We start from the raw sequence: 16,591 nt of genomic DNA, 5'->3' as shown, positions 1-16,591 counted from the left end.
ATTTGCCATCTCTTAAGTTTTATCCACTACGATTGCAAGTGCTTTGAGGGGAAACAAATCGATAGCTAAAAGGCGCGCTTACCAGGTGATGGATAGCAAGGTTACAAACTGGCATAAAAAAAGCCAGCGATTAAGCTGGCTTCTTAGAATTTGGTCGGTATGAGAGGATTCGAACCTCCGACCCCTGACACCCCATGACAGTGCGCTACCGGGCTGCGCTACATACCGATTATATCCAAAACAGAAAAACATTGGGGTCTGTTTAAGACAGGCAGAACTTTATCAAGCCAACTTGGGTTCTGCAAGTATTAAGCGCGCCAATAATGGTTAATTGCTTAGTTTATAGGCGCTAACTGCTTAGATACCCTAATGATGATAGAATCTTCGCCCCTCGCGCATCACCTCTATCAATTCTGGAGCGCTGATTTTTTTACGTAACTGCTGACTGTAGTCTTTGTTGTAGATACGATATTTACCATGGCGATCGATAACAGTGATCTCATCTTCTTGATAGATACCGAATACTTGATCATCGCCTATGTAAGTCCAGCTTGCTGAGCTTGGCTGTAGCAGGCTTTCACCTGAACTATAGTCAGAGGCCTTATTGTTACAATTTAGCATCTGTGTCATTAATGTGGGCACGATACCATTATGGCTGGTGGGGTAATCGACAGTTTTCGCGTACTGATTTCCAGACCAGTTGATGATGAGTGGCACATTGACATTCGCTGGTGAAAAATTTGAGCGTGGTTCATCGTTATTACTGGTAAAGACTTTACCACTCACCCCAGTGATGATTACTAAGGTGTCATCGGGTATTTCACTTAACAGCTTAGCCAGTTGTTTATCAATAAAGTTTAATGATTGACGATATTGATTAAACAGCACTTTTTGTGCAGGTTTTAAGTCATATAGTGGTTTTACTGTTTCAATGCCAAGAAAGCCGATAGGCGTGTCATAGCTGTCTGGACTTTGTAAATTGATTAACGCAAACCAAGCGGCACTCTGTTGCTGTTGCCACTGTTTAAAAGTTTCGATTGTTCCCATATCCGCTGCCGCCATACCCCTGTCGGTGTCTTGGAGATGGCTTTCAAAATCCTGATACATGGCGTATGGGGTGGATAACGCCATTTGCGGCGCAAAATGGACTAAAGCATAGTTTTGTTGTTTGAGTTGTTGGGTTAACACGGGTGAGCGATAATTTAAGTCATAGGCGCTCATGTAACTGCCTTGTAAGCCATATAACAGTGAAAACATGCCACTGCGATGCATATTCCCACCACTTAAATGTTGGCTGAAATAATGATTTTGCTGTGCGTATTGGTACATAAACGGCATGGTTTCTGGATCGAGTAGGTCTGCTCTAAAACCGTCAATGGCGATAACCAGCATATTGGTGTGATGGTTTGCCTGGCATTGAAGTGCGGATATTGGGTAGTTGAGCGACGGTTGGATATGAGGCTCCGCTGCGTTTATGCTGCTTTTTTCGATGCCATGACTCTCCATAAATGAGCGCGCCGTTGCCGGGTAGGATAATGGGTAGGCATCATCTAATCGGGTGATTTCTTGAATGTCGGCTGCATCGGCCCAGATGTGGATTAGGTGACTGCTGACAAAACAACAGCCAATAAATATCACCACTTTATAACCATAATTTGATTTACGAATGCTTTCGATGCGTTTCCATAAGTAATTTGCGGCGGTCAGTTCGAGGATTATTATGCCCAGTGGTGTGACAATATAAGAGGTGCCTTGAAGTAATGCATTCAGATCGGCCCAGGCGATATCAAATACAAAGGGGCTGAGGTGTAAGCCATAATCATCATAGATAATGGTGTCATAGAGTAAAATACATAGACTAAGGGTTGCCGCTACGGCGGCTAACCCTCTGAGTATTTTGGAATAGGGTAATAGTAGGGTGATAGGAAATAGCACCACCAAGTAAACGATAAAGGCTAAAAAGCTAAAATGGCCTAACGTACTGATAATTAAGTAGCTCCAGCCAATCCAAGACTCTGGTGCGCCGACGGTTTCGATATAGCGGACACCAATAATCATCCCTAGGAAGCCATTAAAAAAGGCAAACCAATGGCCCCAGCTCACTAAGCGTGACACGCGGTCACGACTCATCTCTTTCTTTCGCTCGATCATAGGGATCCGCTAATCAGTTGAAATAAAAATCTATCTTAATTATCTATTGTTCGACTTTACTAGTTTTTTACGAATAAAAACAAGATTTTCACTCGTAAAATAACTAAGCCAAACTTTAGCCTTTAACTGATTGAGTTAAGGCGTTAGCAAATTGCTGTGCAACTTGGCCGCGAGCCTCTTGAGGCACCTTGCGCATCAGTAGATCGGTGACACAGTTACCCAGCACCATCAAACTCAGGTCGGTTGGGGCTTGATGTTTGTCGAGTACTGCTAGCATTTCAGCAAGAATAGACTCAACTTGTGCGTTCGAATATTTAGATTGAATAGCCATAATTGAAAAATTGTTCACTTTAATTTGAAATAGCAGCATATAATAACGGATTTCTACCATTATCACTATCGAGGCTTATGAGTATTAACGTCGAACAAGCAATTATTCACGCTATTTCCCAAGATGGCGAAGGCCAACTGAGCTGCAGATTGCGTCCCCAACCGCTTTTAAACAGCCAAGCCGTAGAAACTATGCTCGAAGAGCTGCATCAAACTTATACCACCAAGGCGGGTAAAGGCTTTGGTCATTTTGGTACTCACGGTGAAGACGGAGAGGCTAATCCTAAGTTTAAAGAAGCGTTAACAGCATACCGTAATGGCGATTTAGGCTTTGTTGAGTTTTCGAGTTTGGCGGGTAAGTTACTGCAAGAAGAGCTGGCTAAATATGACTTCAGTCAAGGCGGTTTCTTGCTACTGTCTTGCTATACCCATATGACCAGTGACTACCTTTATGTGTCACTGCTTAATGCCAAGTCATCAATGACTGTGCTCGACGATATGGAACTGTCGCAAAATACCCATCTGGATTTAAATAATGTACAGCTGGCTGCCCGTATCGATTTAACCGAATGGCAAGCCGATCCTGACTCGGTTAAATATATCTCCTTTATTCGTGGTCGTGCGGGCCGCAAAGTGGCCGATTTTTTCCTCGACTTTATGGGCTGTGTCGAAGGGGTTAATACTAAGGTACAAAATAAGCAACTGATGAACGCAGTTGAAGATTTTGTCGCCAGCAGCGAACTCACTAAAGATGAGCGCCAGCAGTGCCGTGAAAAGGTGTTTGATTACTGCAGCGAGCGTTGTGATACCGGCGCTGATATTCAATTAAAAGATTTGGCCGATGAATTAGCCGATTCGGGCATGGACTCGTTTTACGATTTTGCCCAAGGTGGCGACTACGAGCTTGAAGATGAGTTTCCCGGTGATAAGCCGACACTGCGTCAACTGAAAAAGTTTTCAGGCACTGGCGGCGGTGTGACCCTAAGTTTTGATGGGCAACACTTAGGCGAGCGAGTGATTTATGATCCTATTTCTGATTCTATTCTGATCAAAGGCGTGCCAGCTAATCTTAAGGATCAGTTAGATCGACGTCTAAAGGGCGGACAATAGTTTTTTGAGCGAACCTAAAAGCTTAAGTTCGCGAAATAGCTCGCAAAAGCGCCCTAAATATGGGCGCTTTTTTGTGATGACAGATAGTGGATTGGTGGGTTTTTATTGCGCAACCTTTTCACCATGACTTGCTAAAATGTCACTGATAAGGTGAAATCATGGCTTATGACTATATCCGTTGGCAGTTCGCTAATGGGATAAATACAGGCAGACTGTTTTTCTGCCAGGAGATTAAATGCAACTTTTTGTTAGAGATTTAACTGTTATCGACTTTTCTTACCTGTGTCCAATCCGAGGCATGGTAGGCGAGAGCTGGATTGTTGATGTTTTACTTGATGGTGGGTTAGATGAGCAAAACATGGTGCTGGACTTTGCTAAGGTGAAGCGCACTATCAAAAACACCATTGATGATGTCGCGGATCATCGCTTATTGATCCCCACCGCCTGCTCAGAGGTGCGTTGGCAGCAACAGGGTAACCGTGTATGGATGGATTTTGATAGTCTGCAAGGCGATATTCATCTAGCTTGTCCCGCGCAAGCCTTCGCGCTTATTCCGACCGAAATTATCGATTTTGATAGCGTTAACACCTTCTTACAAAAGGCCCTTGCCGAGGTGTTACCGGATAATGTCAATGGTATCGCATTGACGCTCCGTAATGAAATACACGACACGCCGTTTTATCATTATTCCCATGGGTTAAAAAAACACGACGGTAACTGTCAGCGTATCGCTCACGGTCATCGCAGCCCCATTAATGTGTTCGAAAATAGCATCGCTGCACCGCAATGGGACGAATATTGGAGTCGCCGCTGGAAAGATATCTATTTAGGTTCAGCCGATGATGTAGTAGAGGTTGATGAACTTGATTTATCACCACAAACTGAGGTTAACGATGAGACCCATTATGGTTTTCATTACGTGGCCCCACAGGGCGACTTCCAGTTGGCTATGCCGAAAAAACGCTGTGAAATCATCCCCCATGATACAACGGTAGAACTGCTAGCCGAGTTTATCGCCAATACTATGGCCGCTGAAGCACCCGATAGCGAATTTAAAGTGATCGCTTATGAAGGTGTGGGTAAAGGGGCTATTTCGGTCAAAGGCGGCGCGGCGTAATCGCGGCTTTATCCATGGTTATCGTTGTCGTTTAAGGAGGTATATTTGAACTATTTGGCTGTATTGCTCGGCGCCATATCGCTAGGTTTTAGTGGTTTGGCAATGGCGCAAGTGACCCTCAATGGCACGTTAGAGCAAGGGGCGTTAATCCGTGCTCAAACCACGCCAGGTACCTCAGTGTACCTTAACGGCAGCGAAATAAAGGTGACTCCTAAGGGGAGCTTTGTCTTTGGTTTTGAACGGGATGCAGCGCTTTCGCAAAAGTTAACCTTAGTTTATCCCGATGGGCTGACGCAAATAAAACCGCTAACTATTAGTGAGAAACAGTACCAGATCGATAGCCTGACGGGTATCGCGAAAAAAATCATGAAGCCCGATCCCAAAGCACAAGCCAGAGCGGCTCAAGATAGCAAACAGGTAAAGGCGGCCAGAAGTCAATTCTCAACTCAAGAGGCCTTCGCTCAAGATTTTATTTGGCCGTTAACGGGCAGAATATCTGGAGTCTATGGCAGTCAACGAGTCTATAACGGTAAGCCTGGTAATCCCCATTTTGGTGTCGATGTGGCAGCGAAAACGGGAACCGTAGTAGTGGCCCCTGCCGATGGGGTGATCACTCTCGCTGTGCCAGATATGTTTTATTCTGGCGGCACAGTTATCTTAGATCATGGCTATGGCGTCAGTTCAAGTTTTCTTCATCTTAGTAAGTTGTATGTGAAGCCTGGCGAGATAATCAAACAGGGACAAGCCATTGCAGAGGTGGGGGCTACGGGCAGAGTGACGGGCCCACATCTGGATTGGCGCATCAACTGGTTCCAGATGCGACTCGATCCGGTGACGGTGGTACCATCAATGGCCAGTGCATTAGCCACGAGCAATGACTCATCTAAATGATAAAAAAGTGAGCTTAGGTCGAATCTCAATTTTGTCACATCATCTAGCTGGTGTTAGCCGATGAAGCATACAGCACCAAGTTGAACCCGTCCGGGTTATTTCATGCTGTCAAAATCATATAAAATTAAGCTATGAGGGTCATGGACAAGTTCGACGCTAAGCCATTACTGACATTTATGAAAAATGGCGGCACATAACTTTATTTATTGAAGCTGCCAATGAATGGACTGTCGATGATATAACATCATATTTTTACGTTGGTATGTCAATTTCCTATCGATACATGCAGAGTAAGTTTTATGGTTCGGAGGTAGAGCTAACGGAAAACGCTGGTTTTATTTCGTCGAAGAGTACTATTAAATACTTTTATCTAAATATCTATTGCCAGATTTTTCAATTCAACATTGTTCTCATTTGAGAACTTGCCTTGTGTTGTTGTCTGTTTTCATCTTCATTCTTGATTTGATTTTGCTGTTAAATAGGGTTTTGTAGTTTATTTTTTCTATTTTTACTGTTTCGTGATATAAACAGTGGCTGCCGTTTATTTGGGTTTTATATTAAATTATATCTTTTGATAACTATTTTTATATTTATTAAGTTTAAGTAAGTATGGAAGCTAGATGATTTACTGTGCGAACATATTATTTCTAGTGGCGGTGGTTTTTCACATTGGCAGTCCAATTATCGAGTAAGTTAACATGCTTTTGAAATGAACGATCTACTTGTCATAATGAGTTGCTATCGCGCCACATTAGCGCACAGTATCTCTCATTGCTTCACTGTTGTAATCTTTGTCAAAGATAATAAAATCACTTTGTAGTAATAGCTCAATTAGCGGCTTTGTTATCATGGACTTCTCCTCTAGCCACAATGACTTACTTGGGAAACCATTGTTGTTTGCAATGAGGTGGATGTTGCTTATATTTAGCACCATGGCCTAGTGCTACAGTTTGATTTTCCCCATCAGAAGCACCAGAAACTGTGCTGGTGTGTTTTAACATCAATCCCATCAATAAGCCCCTTTCCTTGCCCCAGATTTGTAAGCATTCACCGGTTAGTGATTTCGTTGTATTTTAAGCGTAATAATTGGTTCAGTTTCTAAATTTTAATTTTTTAAAATTTGTGCTTCGTCTTAATAGCCTGAAGTAAATATACTTTTTTGAACTAACATCACACTTTTTCTCTTGCCTTAGACTTACAGCTTACCTAATATGGTTATGTTGATTTATATGGTCGATTGTAAAAAAATGTTGTTCGATAGCGGTCTGGTTGTAATTTCGCTGTAACTTAGTTGCGAGGGGTTGATGTGTTGTTTTAACACTCATATTTAAAGCATATTTGTTTTGCGTTATTTGTCATGTTGATGTTAGACGCTCAACTTTTAATATTGTTAACCTGAGTGTACATATCGCTTCAAAATTTCAATGGCCATTTCTTAGACATTTAAGAGTGTTTTTTTCGTGTATGTCGGAATTGCTTAACATTGAAAAACATTCTTCCTCCCCAAATTAATCATACATAAATAATTATCTAATCAAATTTAGGCCCGTACTACGATGGGGCTGAAGTTTATCAAATGGAAATATATGCGATGCTTAGAAAAAAAACCGTTGCAATCGCCTTGGCTTCTTTGTTTTGTGCTCATGCCGCTAACGCATTAACACTACAAGAAAGTGATAATGGAGATTATATCAGCCTGTACGGCGAAGTGGGTGTCGGTGGTCATTTTGCAACTAGTTCAAAATACAACCACGATGAGTTTTACGATACTAAGGGTTACGTAGATGACAGTTTTGCCACCATGGGAGTCAGGGGCGAGCGGAGTAACTTTATTTATCGTTTAGAGTTGGATTACCAGCGCCGAAATTGGCTTGGTGGTGACGGTGAGTTTGAACTTGCAATAGACAAAATGTATGTAGGCTATAAGTTTGATGACCATCATTGGATTGAGGCTGGCTTAACCGATACGGCTTTTGATGAATACGACCACTTCGGCGACTTTACGTTCAACAAGTCCGTTGAAACTGGAGAAGGTGGTGACCAAGAGAATACTGTCAAATATGAAGCTAAGTTTGAACATTTAGTATATGGCCTGTCCTATTCTTACGATGGTAAACACAAGAATGGTTCACCGCAAGGTGACATTGTTAATGGATATGTCGGGTGGATGTCTGGTGTAGTTTCAGCCGTTGTTGGTGTTGAAGCTCGCGCTGGCTCAGATGGTTTATCTAAATATGGTGAACAACAATTAGTCGGTCTGGGGTTCAGAGTCAGTGTGATACCGGAACTGGCAATTGGTATAAATGCCTTCTTAGAAGATGAAGATATTGCAACTCGTAAAAGTGGCGATGTCTACCTTGCCTATGAAACTTACCGTAATTATGGCGTGACCTTAAGCAGTAAATACGATCTTAATGAATCTTGGGAAATTATTGCCTCAGCTAACCACGAACAATATGAAAGTTGGGATATTGAAAGCCCTAATTATGACTATACCGAGCTCCCTTTTGCGTACGGAAAAGATCGTCGTTGGGGAAGCTTAGGGTTTAACTATCGTCCAGCGAAAGACATTATCTTGTCTGTTGAAGGTCGAGTTGGTGAAGCTCCTGAAGCTGGTTATGCCTATATGCGCATGTACTTCTAGTTCCATTCTAAGTTAATTACATATCGAGTTTACTATGAAGAAAAGTTTTCTCTCACTGGCAATAGCCAGTCTTATCAGTTCTGGCGCTTACGCTGGTGCTAACGATCTCTTGATTACTGAAATGGTGCAAAAAGATTATGGTGCCGAATATGGCTCAGTCGAAATCACCAATACGCATGATACAGAATCCTTTACGTTTACAGATGATACCGCTGTATTTATATGGAGTAATGGCAAATACGAAAACCAACTGTTAAATGCCGATGGCCAGCCACTATTGACTGGGCTGACTATTGCCCCTAATTCATCACTGGTTGTGATAAATAAAGATGCCAGTGAGGAATATAAGAAAACTATTAATGATAATGGTGGCACCTATGTAGTGGGAACAGGTCACCCCGATACTAGCTATACGGACTTTTATTTAACCGGTAATGATGGTTTCTATATCAAGAATGGCAGCGCTATTCTTGATAGAGTAGGGGCAAAAGATGATACCAGCGTTTGGGCTCAGGATACCACTTTACGTCGTCGTCAAGATAGTGAAGGTAATGCACCAGCAGCATCCGCTACTTTTGATGCTTCACAGTGGGAAGTTATTAATCCTATTGATATTTCGACAGTAGGTACGCCAAATCTTGCTGAAGCTTATGTGCCTTTTGTTTGTGCTAATTTAACCACAATTAGTCAGATTCAAGGTAATGGTAGTGCATCGCCTTTGGTTGGCCAGGACGTTGCGCTGCAAGGTGTTGTGACTGCGGTTGTTAGCTTACCTACAAAAGGTTTTTTCCTCCGCGATATCGTTGCTGATGGTGATCCACTAACCTCTGATGGTCTTTTTGTCGAAACAGGTAATGCGGACCCTCAAATGGTCGGCCATACACTGTGTTTAGGAGGAGAAGTCGCGGAAAGCTTCGGGCAAACTCAGATTTCTACAGAACAGTGGGACGTTATTGACAATAACTATACCGCGACAATACCAACAAATATTGAAGTGCTAGAGTCAGATGGTGAATCATTTGAAAGTACACTTGAACGCTATGAAGGTATGTTAGTCAATTTACCTGAAGACATGAATCCGCTTGTCCATGGTGAGCAAAATATGCGGGTTTCTCGCAGTTTCAGTTTTAATTATGACAGTTATCGTAACAATATTACCTTGGCTTATCAGCGCCCCAATTTGCAACCTAATCAACAGAATATTGCGGGTTCTCCTGAATCTATCGCGGCAGCGGCTCAAAATGACGATTACCGTTTAATTGTTGAAAGTTCAATTAAAGCTGGCAATGGTGATATCCCGTATTACCCAGACTTCGGTATCACACCTGAGCAAAACTATATTCGTATTAACGATAGTGTCATAGGCATGGAAGGGGTGATTAGCTATAGCTATGGTGATTATAGTCTGACGGTGACAAATGAATTAAAAGGCCATAACTTTGTTCATAATTATCCCAGAACAGATAGTCCTGAGCTTGACGAAACCACCGAAGAAAACCATTTTGCAGTACGTGTTGCTAGTCAAAACTTATTTAACTATTTTAATTCGCCATTTGGTGGAGATCAAAACCAATTCGGCCAAAGCCGTGGTGCTGACACCTATAATGAATTCATTCAACAAAAAACTAAATTGGTAGAGGCAATTCGTGCACTAGATGCTGATGTCGTTGCGTTAATGGAAATGGAAAACAATGGTTTTGGATTGAAAAGTGCCATTGCTGATTTAGTCAATGAAGTGAACGTATATTACAACGATGAATATGCGAATAACCATGACAAGCCATACTCAACAGAAAACCGCTATGTATTTGTTGGTTTTGACCATAATGGTAATCAGATCCTTGATGAATTAGATGCCTTAGGTTCGGACGCAATTGCAACGGGGATTATTTACCGCCCGAGTAAGCTAAGTATTGAGCGTACGCGCGTGGTGACTATGCCGCAGCAAAAAGCGCCTACGATTGTTAATGACAATAACGAAGTCATTAAAGATGGAAGAGATGAAATCTTAGAAAGCGGTCAAAACTATCATCGTGATGCGTTAGTTGCCACTTTCCTTGTTAATCAAACAGGTAAACGCCTAACCTTAGCTGTTAATCATTTTAAGTCTAAAGGTTCGACGTGTTGGGAAGATTGGCAGGGAGTAGAGTTTGGTGACGCAACGGTTTGGACCAAAGACGCGCCAGATCTTGATTTCCAAGGGTCATGTGCTGAGTTCCGTATTTCTGGTGCGGTGCAATTAGCAGAAGAGTTAAAAAGTGTTCCAGGCGATAAAATCATTTTAGGTGATCTTAATGCCTATGCTAAAGAAGATCCCTTATTAGTATTGACTCAAAATCCACGCAACAAAACGTTAATCACGGCAAGTCATACGTTTGTTGGTACCAAACCACAATTTAATCTTGATGGTTCTCCCGTTGAGATCACAACGAGTTATGGTTATGTGGACATTGTTTCTAAGGTATTTGAAAAGAAAGGGAAAACGGCGTGGAGCTATTCATATAATGATGAAGTTGGTTCTCTTGACCATATTCTAATTTCGCCATCTTTAGAAAACCGAGTGATCGATGCGGCAGACTGGCACATTAATGCTGCTGAGTCGAGCCTATATGACTATAACGTTGAATACAAAGGTGATTACAACAATCTAGTTAATAAATTCTATGCTGAAGATCATTTCCGCTCATCTGATCATGATCCCGCTTTAGTGTCCTTGAGCTACCTTCCAGGTGAAACAGATCCAGGTCGTTCAATGTATCTGACCAAGCTAAATAAATTGATTAAGGTGCCTTACCAGATACCTGAAGATATCGGTGCACTTGCTGGTGACGTCGCCACCATCAAACTGACCCCTAAAGATGATGAAGCCAAGCTTGATTTAACTCAATTAGTTGAACCTAATATTGTCTTGAGTAAAGACGGTAGTAGCTTAATAAACTTCGAAGTCTTTGGCGCTCCTTCTGCACATTATACCGCTAAGGTTGAACTACTACGTGATGGTAGCGTTATCCAAGGTTCTGGGGTGTCATTTGATCTTGAGATTGCCAGTCGTGATGCCCTCGTTGCTGAAATTACGCAAGAAGAAAAAGATAACACGGGTGGGAGTGTAGGATTTTTAGGTCTACTTTCCTTATTTGGTTTATCGGTACTTCGTCGCCAAAATCGTAAGTAAATTGTATTAACTGACTAAGCGCCTGCCCAGCTAACTGGGTAGTGCGCCTCTCATTAACAAATAAAAAAAGATACGACTATGAATAATAAAATCAGTTCAGTCGCCAAAGCCGTCGCTCTACTACTAGCCACGGCTTCATCTGCTGCTCATGCAAATTTGGTTATTACCGAATATGTAGAAGGTGGTGGAAGTAATAAAGCAGTCGAAATTTCAAATGTGAGTGATAGCAACATCGATCTTGATAGTGCTCTATATGTACTTTCTTTACTCTCAAATGGTGCCACAGATCCGGGTAACACGGTGACATTGACTGGCCAGCTCGCTGCTGGTCGCAGTCTTGTGTACCATAATGGTGGCGCCGACGAAGCGTTTAAAGTAGGTATCGAGTCTGATGTTACTTTCTTTAATGGTGATGACGCCCTGGTATTAACCAAAGATGGTGTTGTTATTGACCGCTTTGGTAAACGTGGTGAAGATCCAGGTGCAGAATGGACTGACCCCAATAATGTTAATTTTTCGACTAAAGACAAAACCCTTAGAAGAAAAGAAAGCATTGCAGTAGGTGAGACCAATGCTGAAGCTGACTTTCCGGGTACCGATAACCAGTGGGTTGTGTTTGACAAAGACACTAGCGATGGTCTTGGTTGCCCTGGTGAAGGTGCATGCCCAATACAACCGGGTGTGTTATTGATTACAGAATACATTGAGGGTGGTGGAAGCAACAAAGCGGTTGAATTATCGAATGTAGGTGGTAGTGCTATTGACCTTGACGCAGCTGAATACAAGTTATCTTTGTTTACTAACGGTACAACGGAGCCTGGCAATACTGAAATCCTGTCTGGCTCATTAGCCGTTGGTGATAGCATCGTATTTCACAATGCAAGTGCCGATGAGGCATTTAAATTAGGAACTGTTTCAACAGTTACCTATTTTAATGGCGATGACGCATTAGTGCTCTTCAAAGACGGTGTCGTCATCGACCGTTTTGGTAAAATGGGCGAAGACCCAGGCTCTGAATGGTTAGATGTCAATGATGTTAATTTTTCGACGAAAGATAAAACCCTTCGTCGTAAAGATGGTATTACAACTGGCGATACTGATGCATCAGCTGCATTCCCTGGTGATATTAACCAATGGGCAGTATTTGATAAAGATACTGCAGATGGTCTAGGTTGTTCCGGTGAAGCTGTGTGCTCTCAGGTACCTATCGACCCAGATCCCTGTACCGGTTGTGAAACACTAACCCCAGTTGCTGATCCTAATACTTTTAATCGTGATGTGTATTATTCAAGTGTGATTAATGGTGATTTTGATTCACCTGAATCGATGAAAAATGCACTTTCGGTTGTCATTGCAACTGGACACAAGCAGCTAACTTACAAACAAGTCTGGACAGCTTTGACCTTTACTGATGAAGATCCAAGTAATAGCAGTAATGTGCTTGAATTATACACTGGTCAATCAGTGTCAAAGCAAAGTAATGGTGGCAACACGACTGATTGGAACCGTGAACACGTTTGGGCTAAAAGCCACGGCTTCCCAAGTGAGTCTCAGCTAGGTTATACCGACGCGCATCATTTACGTCCGACTAATGTGAAGGTTAACTCAACACGCAGTAATTATGATTTTGATGAGTGTAGTGACACAGGTACAGAGTTAACCGATGCACCAGGTAATTATTTAGATGCAGCCAAGCGTTGTTTTGAGCCTAGAGATCTCGTCAAAGGTGATATCGCACGTATGATCATGTATATGGATACTCGTTATCAAGGTAACGATAGTAACATGCTTGATTTAGTGGCTGTCGATCGCATTACAACCGCTGATGAAGTAGCTAATAATGCGCCACTTATTGGTAAGCTATGTACTCTTTACTCTTGGCACCAGCAAGATCCTGTTGACGCTACCGATATGCAGCGTAATAACGCCGCTTATACCTATCAAGGTAACCGCAACCCATATATAGATTACCCTGAATGGGTACAACAAGTTTATGGCGATCAATGTGGTGATCCAGTAACGCCAAAGTTAGATGTTGATGTGATTATTGCTTCGCCAGAAACGGTTAATGAAGATGAAGCGTTAACGCTTGATGCTTCTGCAACAGTTTCTAAAGACGGTGCTGAACTGACCTTTAAATGGGAGCAAACTGCAGGTCCAGCGTTAGACTTTGACGCTACAAGCGCAGTGTTAATGCTAACTTCACCAGAGGTTGCCGCTGATACACAGCTGCAATTTACCTTAACGGTAAGTGATGGCGCACTAGAAACTAGCCAAGTGGTTGCTGTTAAAGTTGTAAATGTTCCATTTTCTCTTGATATCAGTTTTACTGGTAACACTAAGCTCAATGAAAATGAAAGCACAACAATTACTGCAGCGATAGCTAATGAGCCAGCAGGTTTACAATACAGCTGGAAACAAGTTGGCGGTGCACTGGCAGATTTTACTGCTGATGGCTTAGTGCTTAATGTTACAGCTCCTGAAGTATCTGTAGATCAAACGTTGGTGTTCACTCTTGTTGTGAGTGATGGCCAAGAGCAATATAGCACCAGCGTCAGCGTCAATGTGAAAAACCAGCAAGAAGAGGGTTGGGTTAAACCTGATGGTGCAGGTAGTTTTGGGACTGGACTTCTATTACTACTTCCACTTTTATGGCGTCGCCGTCAATCTTAATCTTGTGAATCTTAATTTTTTAAATCAAAGTTAAGTCACATTAAAACCAGCAGTACGAAGTTTACTTTGTACTGCTGGTTTTTTTGTTTTACTGATTATCTGCTAACTCAATACTTTGTGTGCTATTTAATATTAAATTAGCTATTTTTCATCTTGTTTGTAAATTCAAATAAGTAAATTAAGCTGGTTAATTAGTGTTGGCAATAGCAGGTAAATAATACTTAACGATAGGGATTTTTATGAAACCGTTTCTTAATCCTATTACTACCGCATTTCTATGCACTATATTGCTAATAACCGGCTGCTCTGATAACTCAACACAAGTGCAAAGTTGTAGCGAAGCTGGTGAACAATGCGTTAAATTTACTTTACTACACACCAATGATCACCATGGTCGATTTTGGTCAAATTCCAAAGGTGAGTATGGCATGGCTGCTCGAAAAACCTTGATTGACCAGATAAGAGCAGAGGTCAATGCACAAGGAGGGCAAGTATTACTACTGTCTGGTGGAGATATCAATACAGGCGTACCTGAGTCTGATTTACAAGATGCCAAACCCGACTTCATGGGAATGAATTTACTTAAATACGATGCAATGGCAGTAGGGAATCATGAGTTTGATAACCCACTTAGTGTGCTTGATGAACAGCGAAAGTGGGCTAAATTTCCTATGTTATCGGCCAATATTTATCGTGAATATGAAGGTGAATGGAAACCTTATTTTGAGCCATATAAATTATTTAATTTAGGCCATCTAACACTTGCAATCGTGGGGTTAACTACAGAACAAACCGCAGAAATAGGGAATCCTGAATATGTAAAATCATTGCGTTTTACTTCGCCGCAAACCGCGCTCAAAAACACCTTAACCATTTTGCAGCACGGGCCAAAACCCGATTTGGTTTTTGCTCTGACACACATGGGGCATTATCAAGATGGAAAGCATGGCAGTAATACCCCTGGGGATGTGTTATTAGCTAGAAGCCTAAATCGAGGGCAGCTTGATGGTATTATTGGCGGTCACTCGCAAAATCCAGTCTGTATGGCTAAATCAAATCAATACGCTGATTTTAAGCCTGGAGATGAATGTCGCCCCGACAATCAAAAAGGTACTTGGATCATGCAGGCCCATGAGTGGGGCAAGTATGTCGGTCGAGCAGATTTCGAATATTATAATGGTAAGTTGCACCTTGCTCATTATCAGCTGATACCCGTTAATTTTGATTCAGATAGCGAAACAGAAGTCGCCCGAATTTCAGCAGACCCCAAGATGCTGGAGTTATTAACCCCCTTTCAACAACAAGGTGAAGCCATACTCAATGAGGTGATTGGCTATACAAAGGCTGAATTAGTCGGCAACCGCAAGATAGTGCGTAATCAAATAAATGCAATGGGAGTATTACTTGCCACTGCTCAAAGTAGCGGTGAATTCAATGCAGATTTTGGCATCATTAATTCGGGTGGTATTCGTTCATCTATTGATAAAGGTGCTATTAGTTATCGAGATGTGTTAACTGTACAGCCTTTCGCCAACACCGTTAGCGTCACGAAAATGAAAGGGGTGGATCTACAGCACTATCTGGCAAGTGTCGCCACTCAGACAAGAGGCTCGGGTGGTTTCGCCCATTTTAGTGGCATAGATATGACGGTTGATTGCGGTCTAAAAAAAGTATCCATTAACAGCATTGATGGTAAGCCGTTTGACCCTAAGCGATATTATCGCTTTAGCTTGCCTAGTTATAATGCTGCTGGTGGTAATGGATACCCAGTATTAGAACATGCCATTGACACTGGGATTGTTGATGCCGATATCTTACTTGAATATTTAAAGCTGCATGACCCAATTGATCCAACTAGTGTCGATTATCAAAGTCGAGTTCAATTTAGTGGTTCAAAAACCGCTTTTGGATGTGATGGTTAGCATATATCTGTTCTGCCTTGCTTGAAAGGAGTCGTAAGCTTAGATGTGAATACTAATATCTCATTGGAGTTCAAAACTAGTGTGAGCTGGTGAGGCAATGGCATAAATTGAGCCTAAGATGATGATTTTTCTTATTTCAGTTTTAGATAAGATTGCAACAAAGCGATTTAACTAACCCAAACTAGGCAGTTTAGGTTAGTTATGGATTCAAAGTAATATTGAATTATTTAAATTTTGGGTAAGCAAAGTTGTGGCAATCCATACAGATTGCTTGCTTTGGTTTGTGCTCTCCGTGGCACTCCATACATGGGGCTTCTTGGCCGTAATGCATGCTGTCATGGGGATTCTGTTTGGCGTCGTGGCCTTCGCGTTTGGTTTGCTCTGCGAGTTCACCCATGTCGTGACATTGCAGGCAGGCTTCATCTGTTGGAAACCGCTTAGTGCCTTGGTCATGACAGGTTTTGCAACCTGAGTCATAGACCATGTCGTGGTAGTCGCGTTTATCTCGAGCTTGTACAGATAGTGCAATACAGCTAGTCAAGGCCAGCACAAGTAATAGGTTGAGTTTATTCATGTTAAAT

10 protein-coding genes and 1 tRNA gene are annotated in these 16,591 nt (G+C 42.1%); 7 read left to right on the top strand and 4 right to left on the bottom strand.

What is annotated here, in order from left to right; genetic code table 11:
• Nucleotides 1-151: 151 nt before the first annotated feature.
• The 3 genes from AC5YB1_RS13150 to AC5YB1_RS13140 form a co-directional block, all read right to left on the bottom strand.
• Nucleotides 152-228: transfer RNA gene (locus AC5YB1_RS13150), tRNA-Pro, on the bottom strand.
• Nucleotides 229-366: 138 nt separating this feature from the next.
• Complete coding sequence (locus AC5YB1_RS13145; RefSeq protein WP_494519551.1) at nucleotides 367-2,151, bottom strand: DUF3413 domain-containing protein; 1,785 nt, start codon at nucleotides 2,149-2,151, stop codon at nucleotides 367-369.
• Between the two features lie 115 nt (nucleotides 2,152-2,266).
• On the bottom strand, nucleotides 2,267-2,482 hold the full coding sequence (locus AC5YB1_RS13140) for a YejL family protein (RefSeq protein ID WP_494521640.1): 216 nt from the start codon (nucleotides 2,480-2,482) through the stop codon (nucleotides 2,267-2,269).
• A 77-nt stretch (nucleotides 2,483-2,559) separates the two neighbouring features.
• Here AC5YB1_RS13140 and yejK point away from each other — a divergent pair, with 77 nt between their 5' ends.
• The 7 genes from yejK (at nucleotide 2,560) to ushA (ending at nucleotide 16,010) form a co-directional block, all read left to right on the top strand.
• Complete coding sequence (gene yejK / locus AC5YB1_RS13135; RefSeq protein WP_110456279.1) at nucleotides 2,560-3,591, top strand: nucleoid-associated protein YejK; 1,032 nt, start codon at nucleotides 2,560-2,562, stop codon at nucleotides 3,589-3,591.
• Nucleotides 3,592-3,826: 235 nt separating this feature from the next.
• Entirely contained in the window at nucleotides 3,827-4,708 is an 882-nt protein-coding gene (locus AC5YB1_RS13130) for a 6-carboxytetrahydropterin synthase (protein WP_494519550.1), read from the top strand.
• Between the two features lie 102 nt (nucleotides 4,709-4,810).
• Entirely contained in the window at nucleotides 4,811-5,599 is a 789-nt protein-coding gene (locus tag AC5YB1_RS13125) for a M23 family metallopeptidase (protein ID WP_494521639.1), read from the top strand.
• A 1,576-nt stretch (nucleotides 5,600-7,175) separates the two neighbouring features.
• On the top strand, nucleotides 7,176-8,243 hold the full coding sequence (locus AC5YB1_RS13120) for a porin (protein ID WP_494519549.1): 1,068 nt from the start codon (nucleotides 7,176-7,178) through the stop codon (nucleotides 8,241-8,243).
• 34 nt (nucleotides 8,244-8,277) lie between these two features.
• Nucleotides 8,278-11,415, top strand: a complete 3,138-nt coding sequence (locus AC5YB1_RS13115) for an ExeM/NucH family extracellular endonuclease (RefSeq protein WP_494519548.1) — start codon at nucleotides 8,278-8,280, stop codon at nucleotides 11,413-11,415.
• Between the two features lie 78 nt (nucleotides 11,416-11,493).
• Nucleotides 11,494-14,088, top strand: a complete 2,595-nt coding sequence (locus AC5YB1_RS13110) for an endonuclease (protein WP_494519547.1) — start codon at nucleotides 11,494-11,496, stop codon at nucleotides 14,086-14,088.
• Between the two features lie 239 nt (nucleotides 14,089-14,327).
• Nucleotides 14,328-16,010 carry a bifunctional UDP-sugar hydrolase/5'-nucleotidase UshA gene (gene ushA / locus AC5YB1_RS13105; RefSeq protein WP_494519546.1) on the top strand — a complete coding sequence of 561 codons (1,683 nt, stop codon included), beginning with the start codon at nucleotides 14,328-14,330 and terminating at the stop codon, nucleotides 16,008-16,010.
• A 223-nt stretch (nucleotides 16,011-16,233) separates the two neighbouring features.
• Here ushA and AC5YB1_RS13100 read toward each other — a convergent pair whose 3' ends face one another.
• Complete coding sequence (locus AC5YB1_RS13100) at nucleotides 16,234-16,584, bottom strand: cytochrome c3 family protein (protein WP_494519545.1); 351 nt, start codon at nucleotides 16,582-16,584, stop codon at nucleotides 16,234-16,236.
• Between the last annotated feature and the right edge of the window lie 7 nt (nucleotides 16,585-16,591).

This window comes from Shewanella sp. 433 (genome assembly GCF_059338565.1).
This window is presented reverse-complemented; position numbering and strand designations above follow the sequence as displayed.

What these genes read in the sequence shown, in the direction of transcription:
- AC5YB1_RS13145 (WP_494519551.1), bottom strand. Translation starts at nt 2,151, where the DNA reads ATGATCGAGCGAAAGAAAGAGATGAGTCGTGACCGCGTGTCACGCTTA.
- AC5YB1_RS13140 (WP_494521640.1), bottom strand. Translation starts at nt 2,482, where the DNA reads ATGGCTATTCAATCTAAATATTCGAACGCACAAGTTGAGTCTATTCTT.
- yejK (WP_110456279.1), top strand. Translation starts at nt 2,560, where the DNA reads ATGAGTATTAACGTCGAACAAGCAATTATTCACGCTATTTCCCAAGAT.
- AC5YB1_RS13130 (WP_494519550.1), top strand. Translation starts at nt 3,827, where the DNA reads ATGCAACTTTTTGTTAGAGATTTAACTGTTATCGACTTTTCTTACCTG.
- AC5YB1_RS13125 (WP_494521639.1), top strand. Translation starts at nt 4,811, where the DNA reads ATGGCGCAAGTGACCCTCAATGGCACGTTAGAGCAAGGGGCGTTAATC.
- AC5YB1_RS13120 (WP_494519549.1), top strand. Translation starts at nt 7,176, where the DNA reads ATGGAAATATATGCGATGCTTAGAAAAAAAACCGTTGCAATCGCCTTG.
- AC5YB1_RS13115 (WP_494519548.1), top strand. Translation starts at nt 8,278, where the DNA reads ATGAAGAAAAGTTTTCTCTCACTGGCAATAGCCAGTCTTATCAGTTCT.
- AC5YB1_RS13110 (WP_494519547.1), top strand. Translation starts at nt 11,494, where the DNA reads ATGAATAATAAAATCAGTTCAGTCGCCAAAGCCGTCGCTCTACTACTA.
- ushA (WP_494519546.1), top strand. Translation starts at nt 14,328, where the DNA reads ATGAAACCGTTTCTTAATCCTATTACTACCGCATTTCTATGCACTATA.
- AC5YB1_RS13100 (WP_494519545.1), bottom strand. Translation starts at nt 16,584, where the DNA reads ATGAATAAACTCAACCTATTACTTGTGCTGGCCTTGACTAGCTGTATT.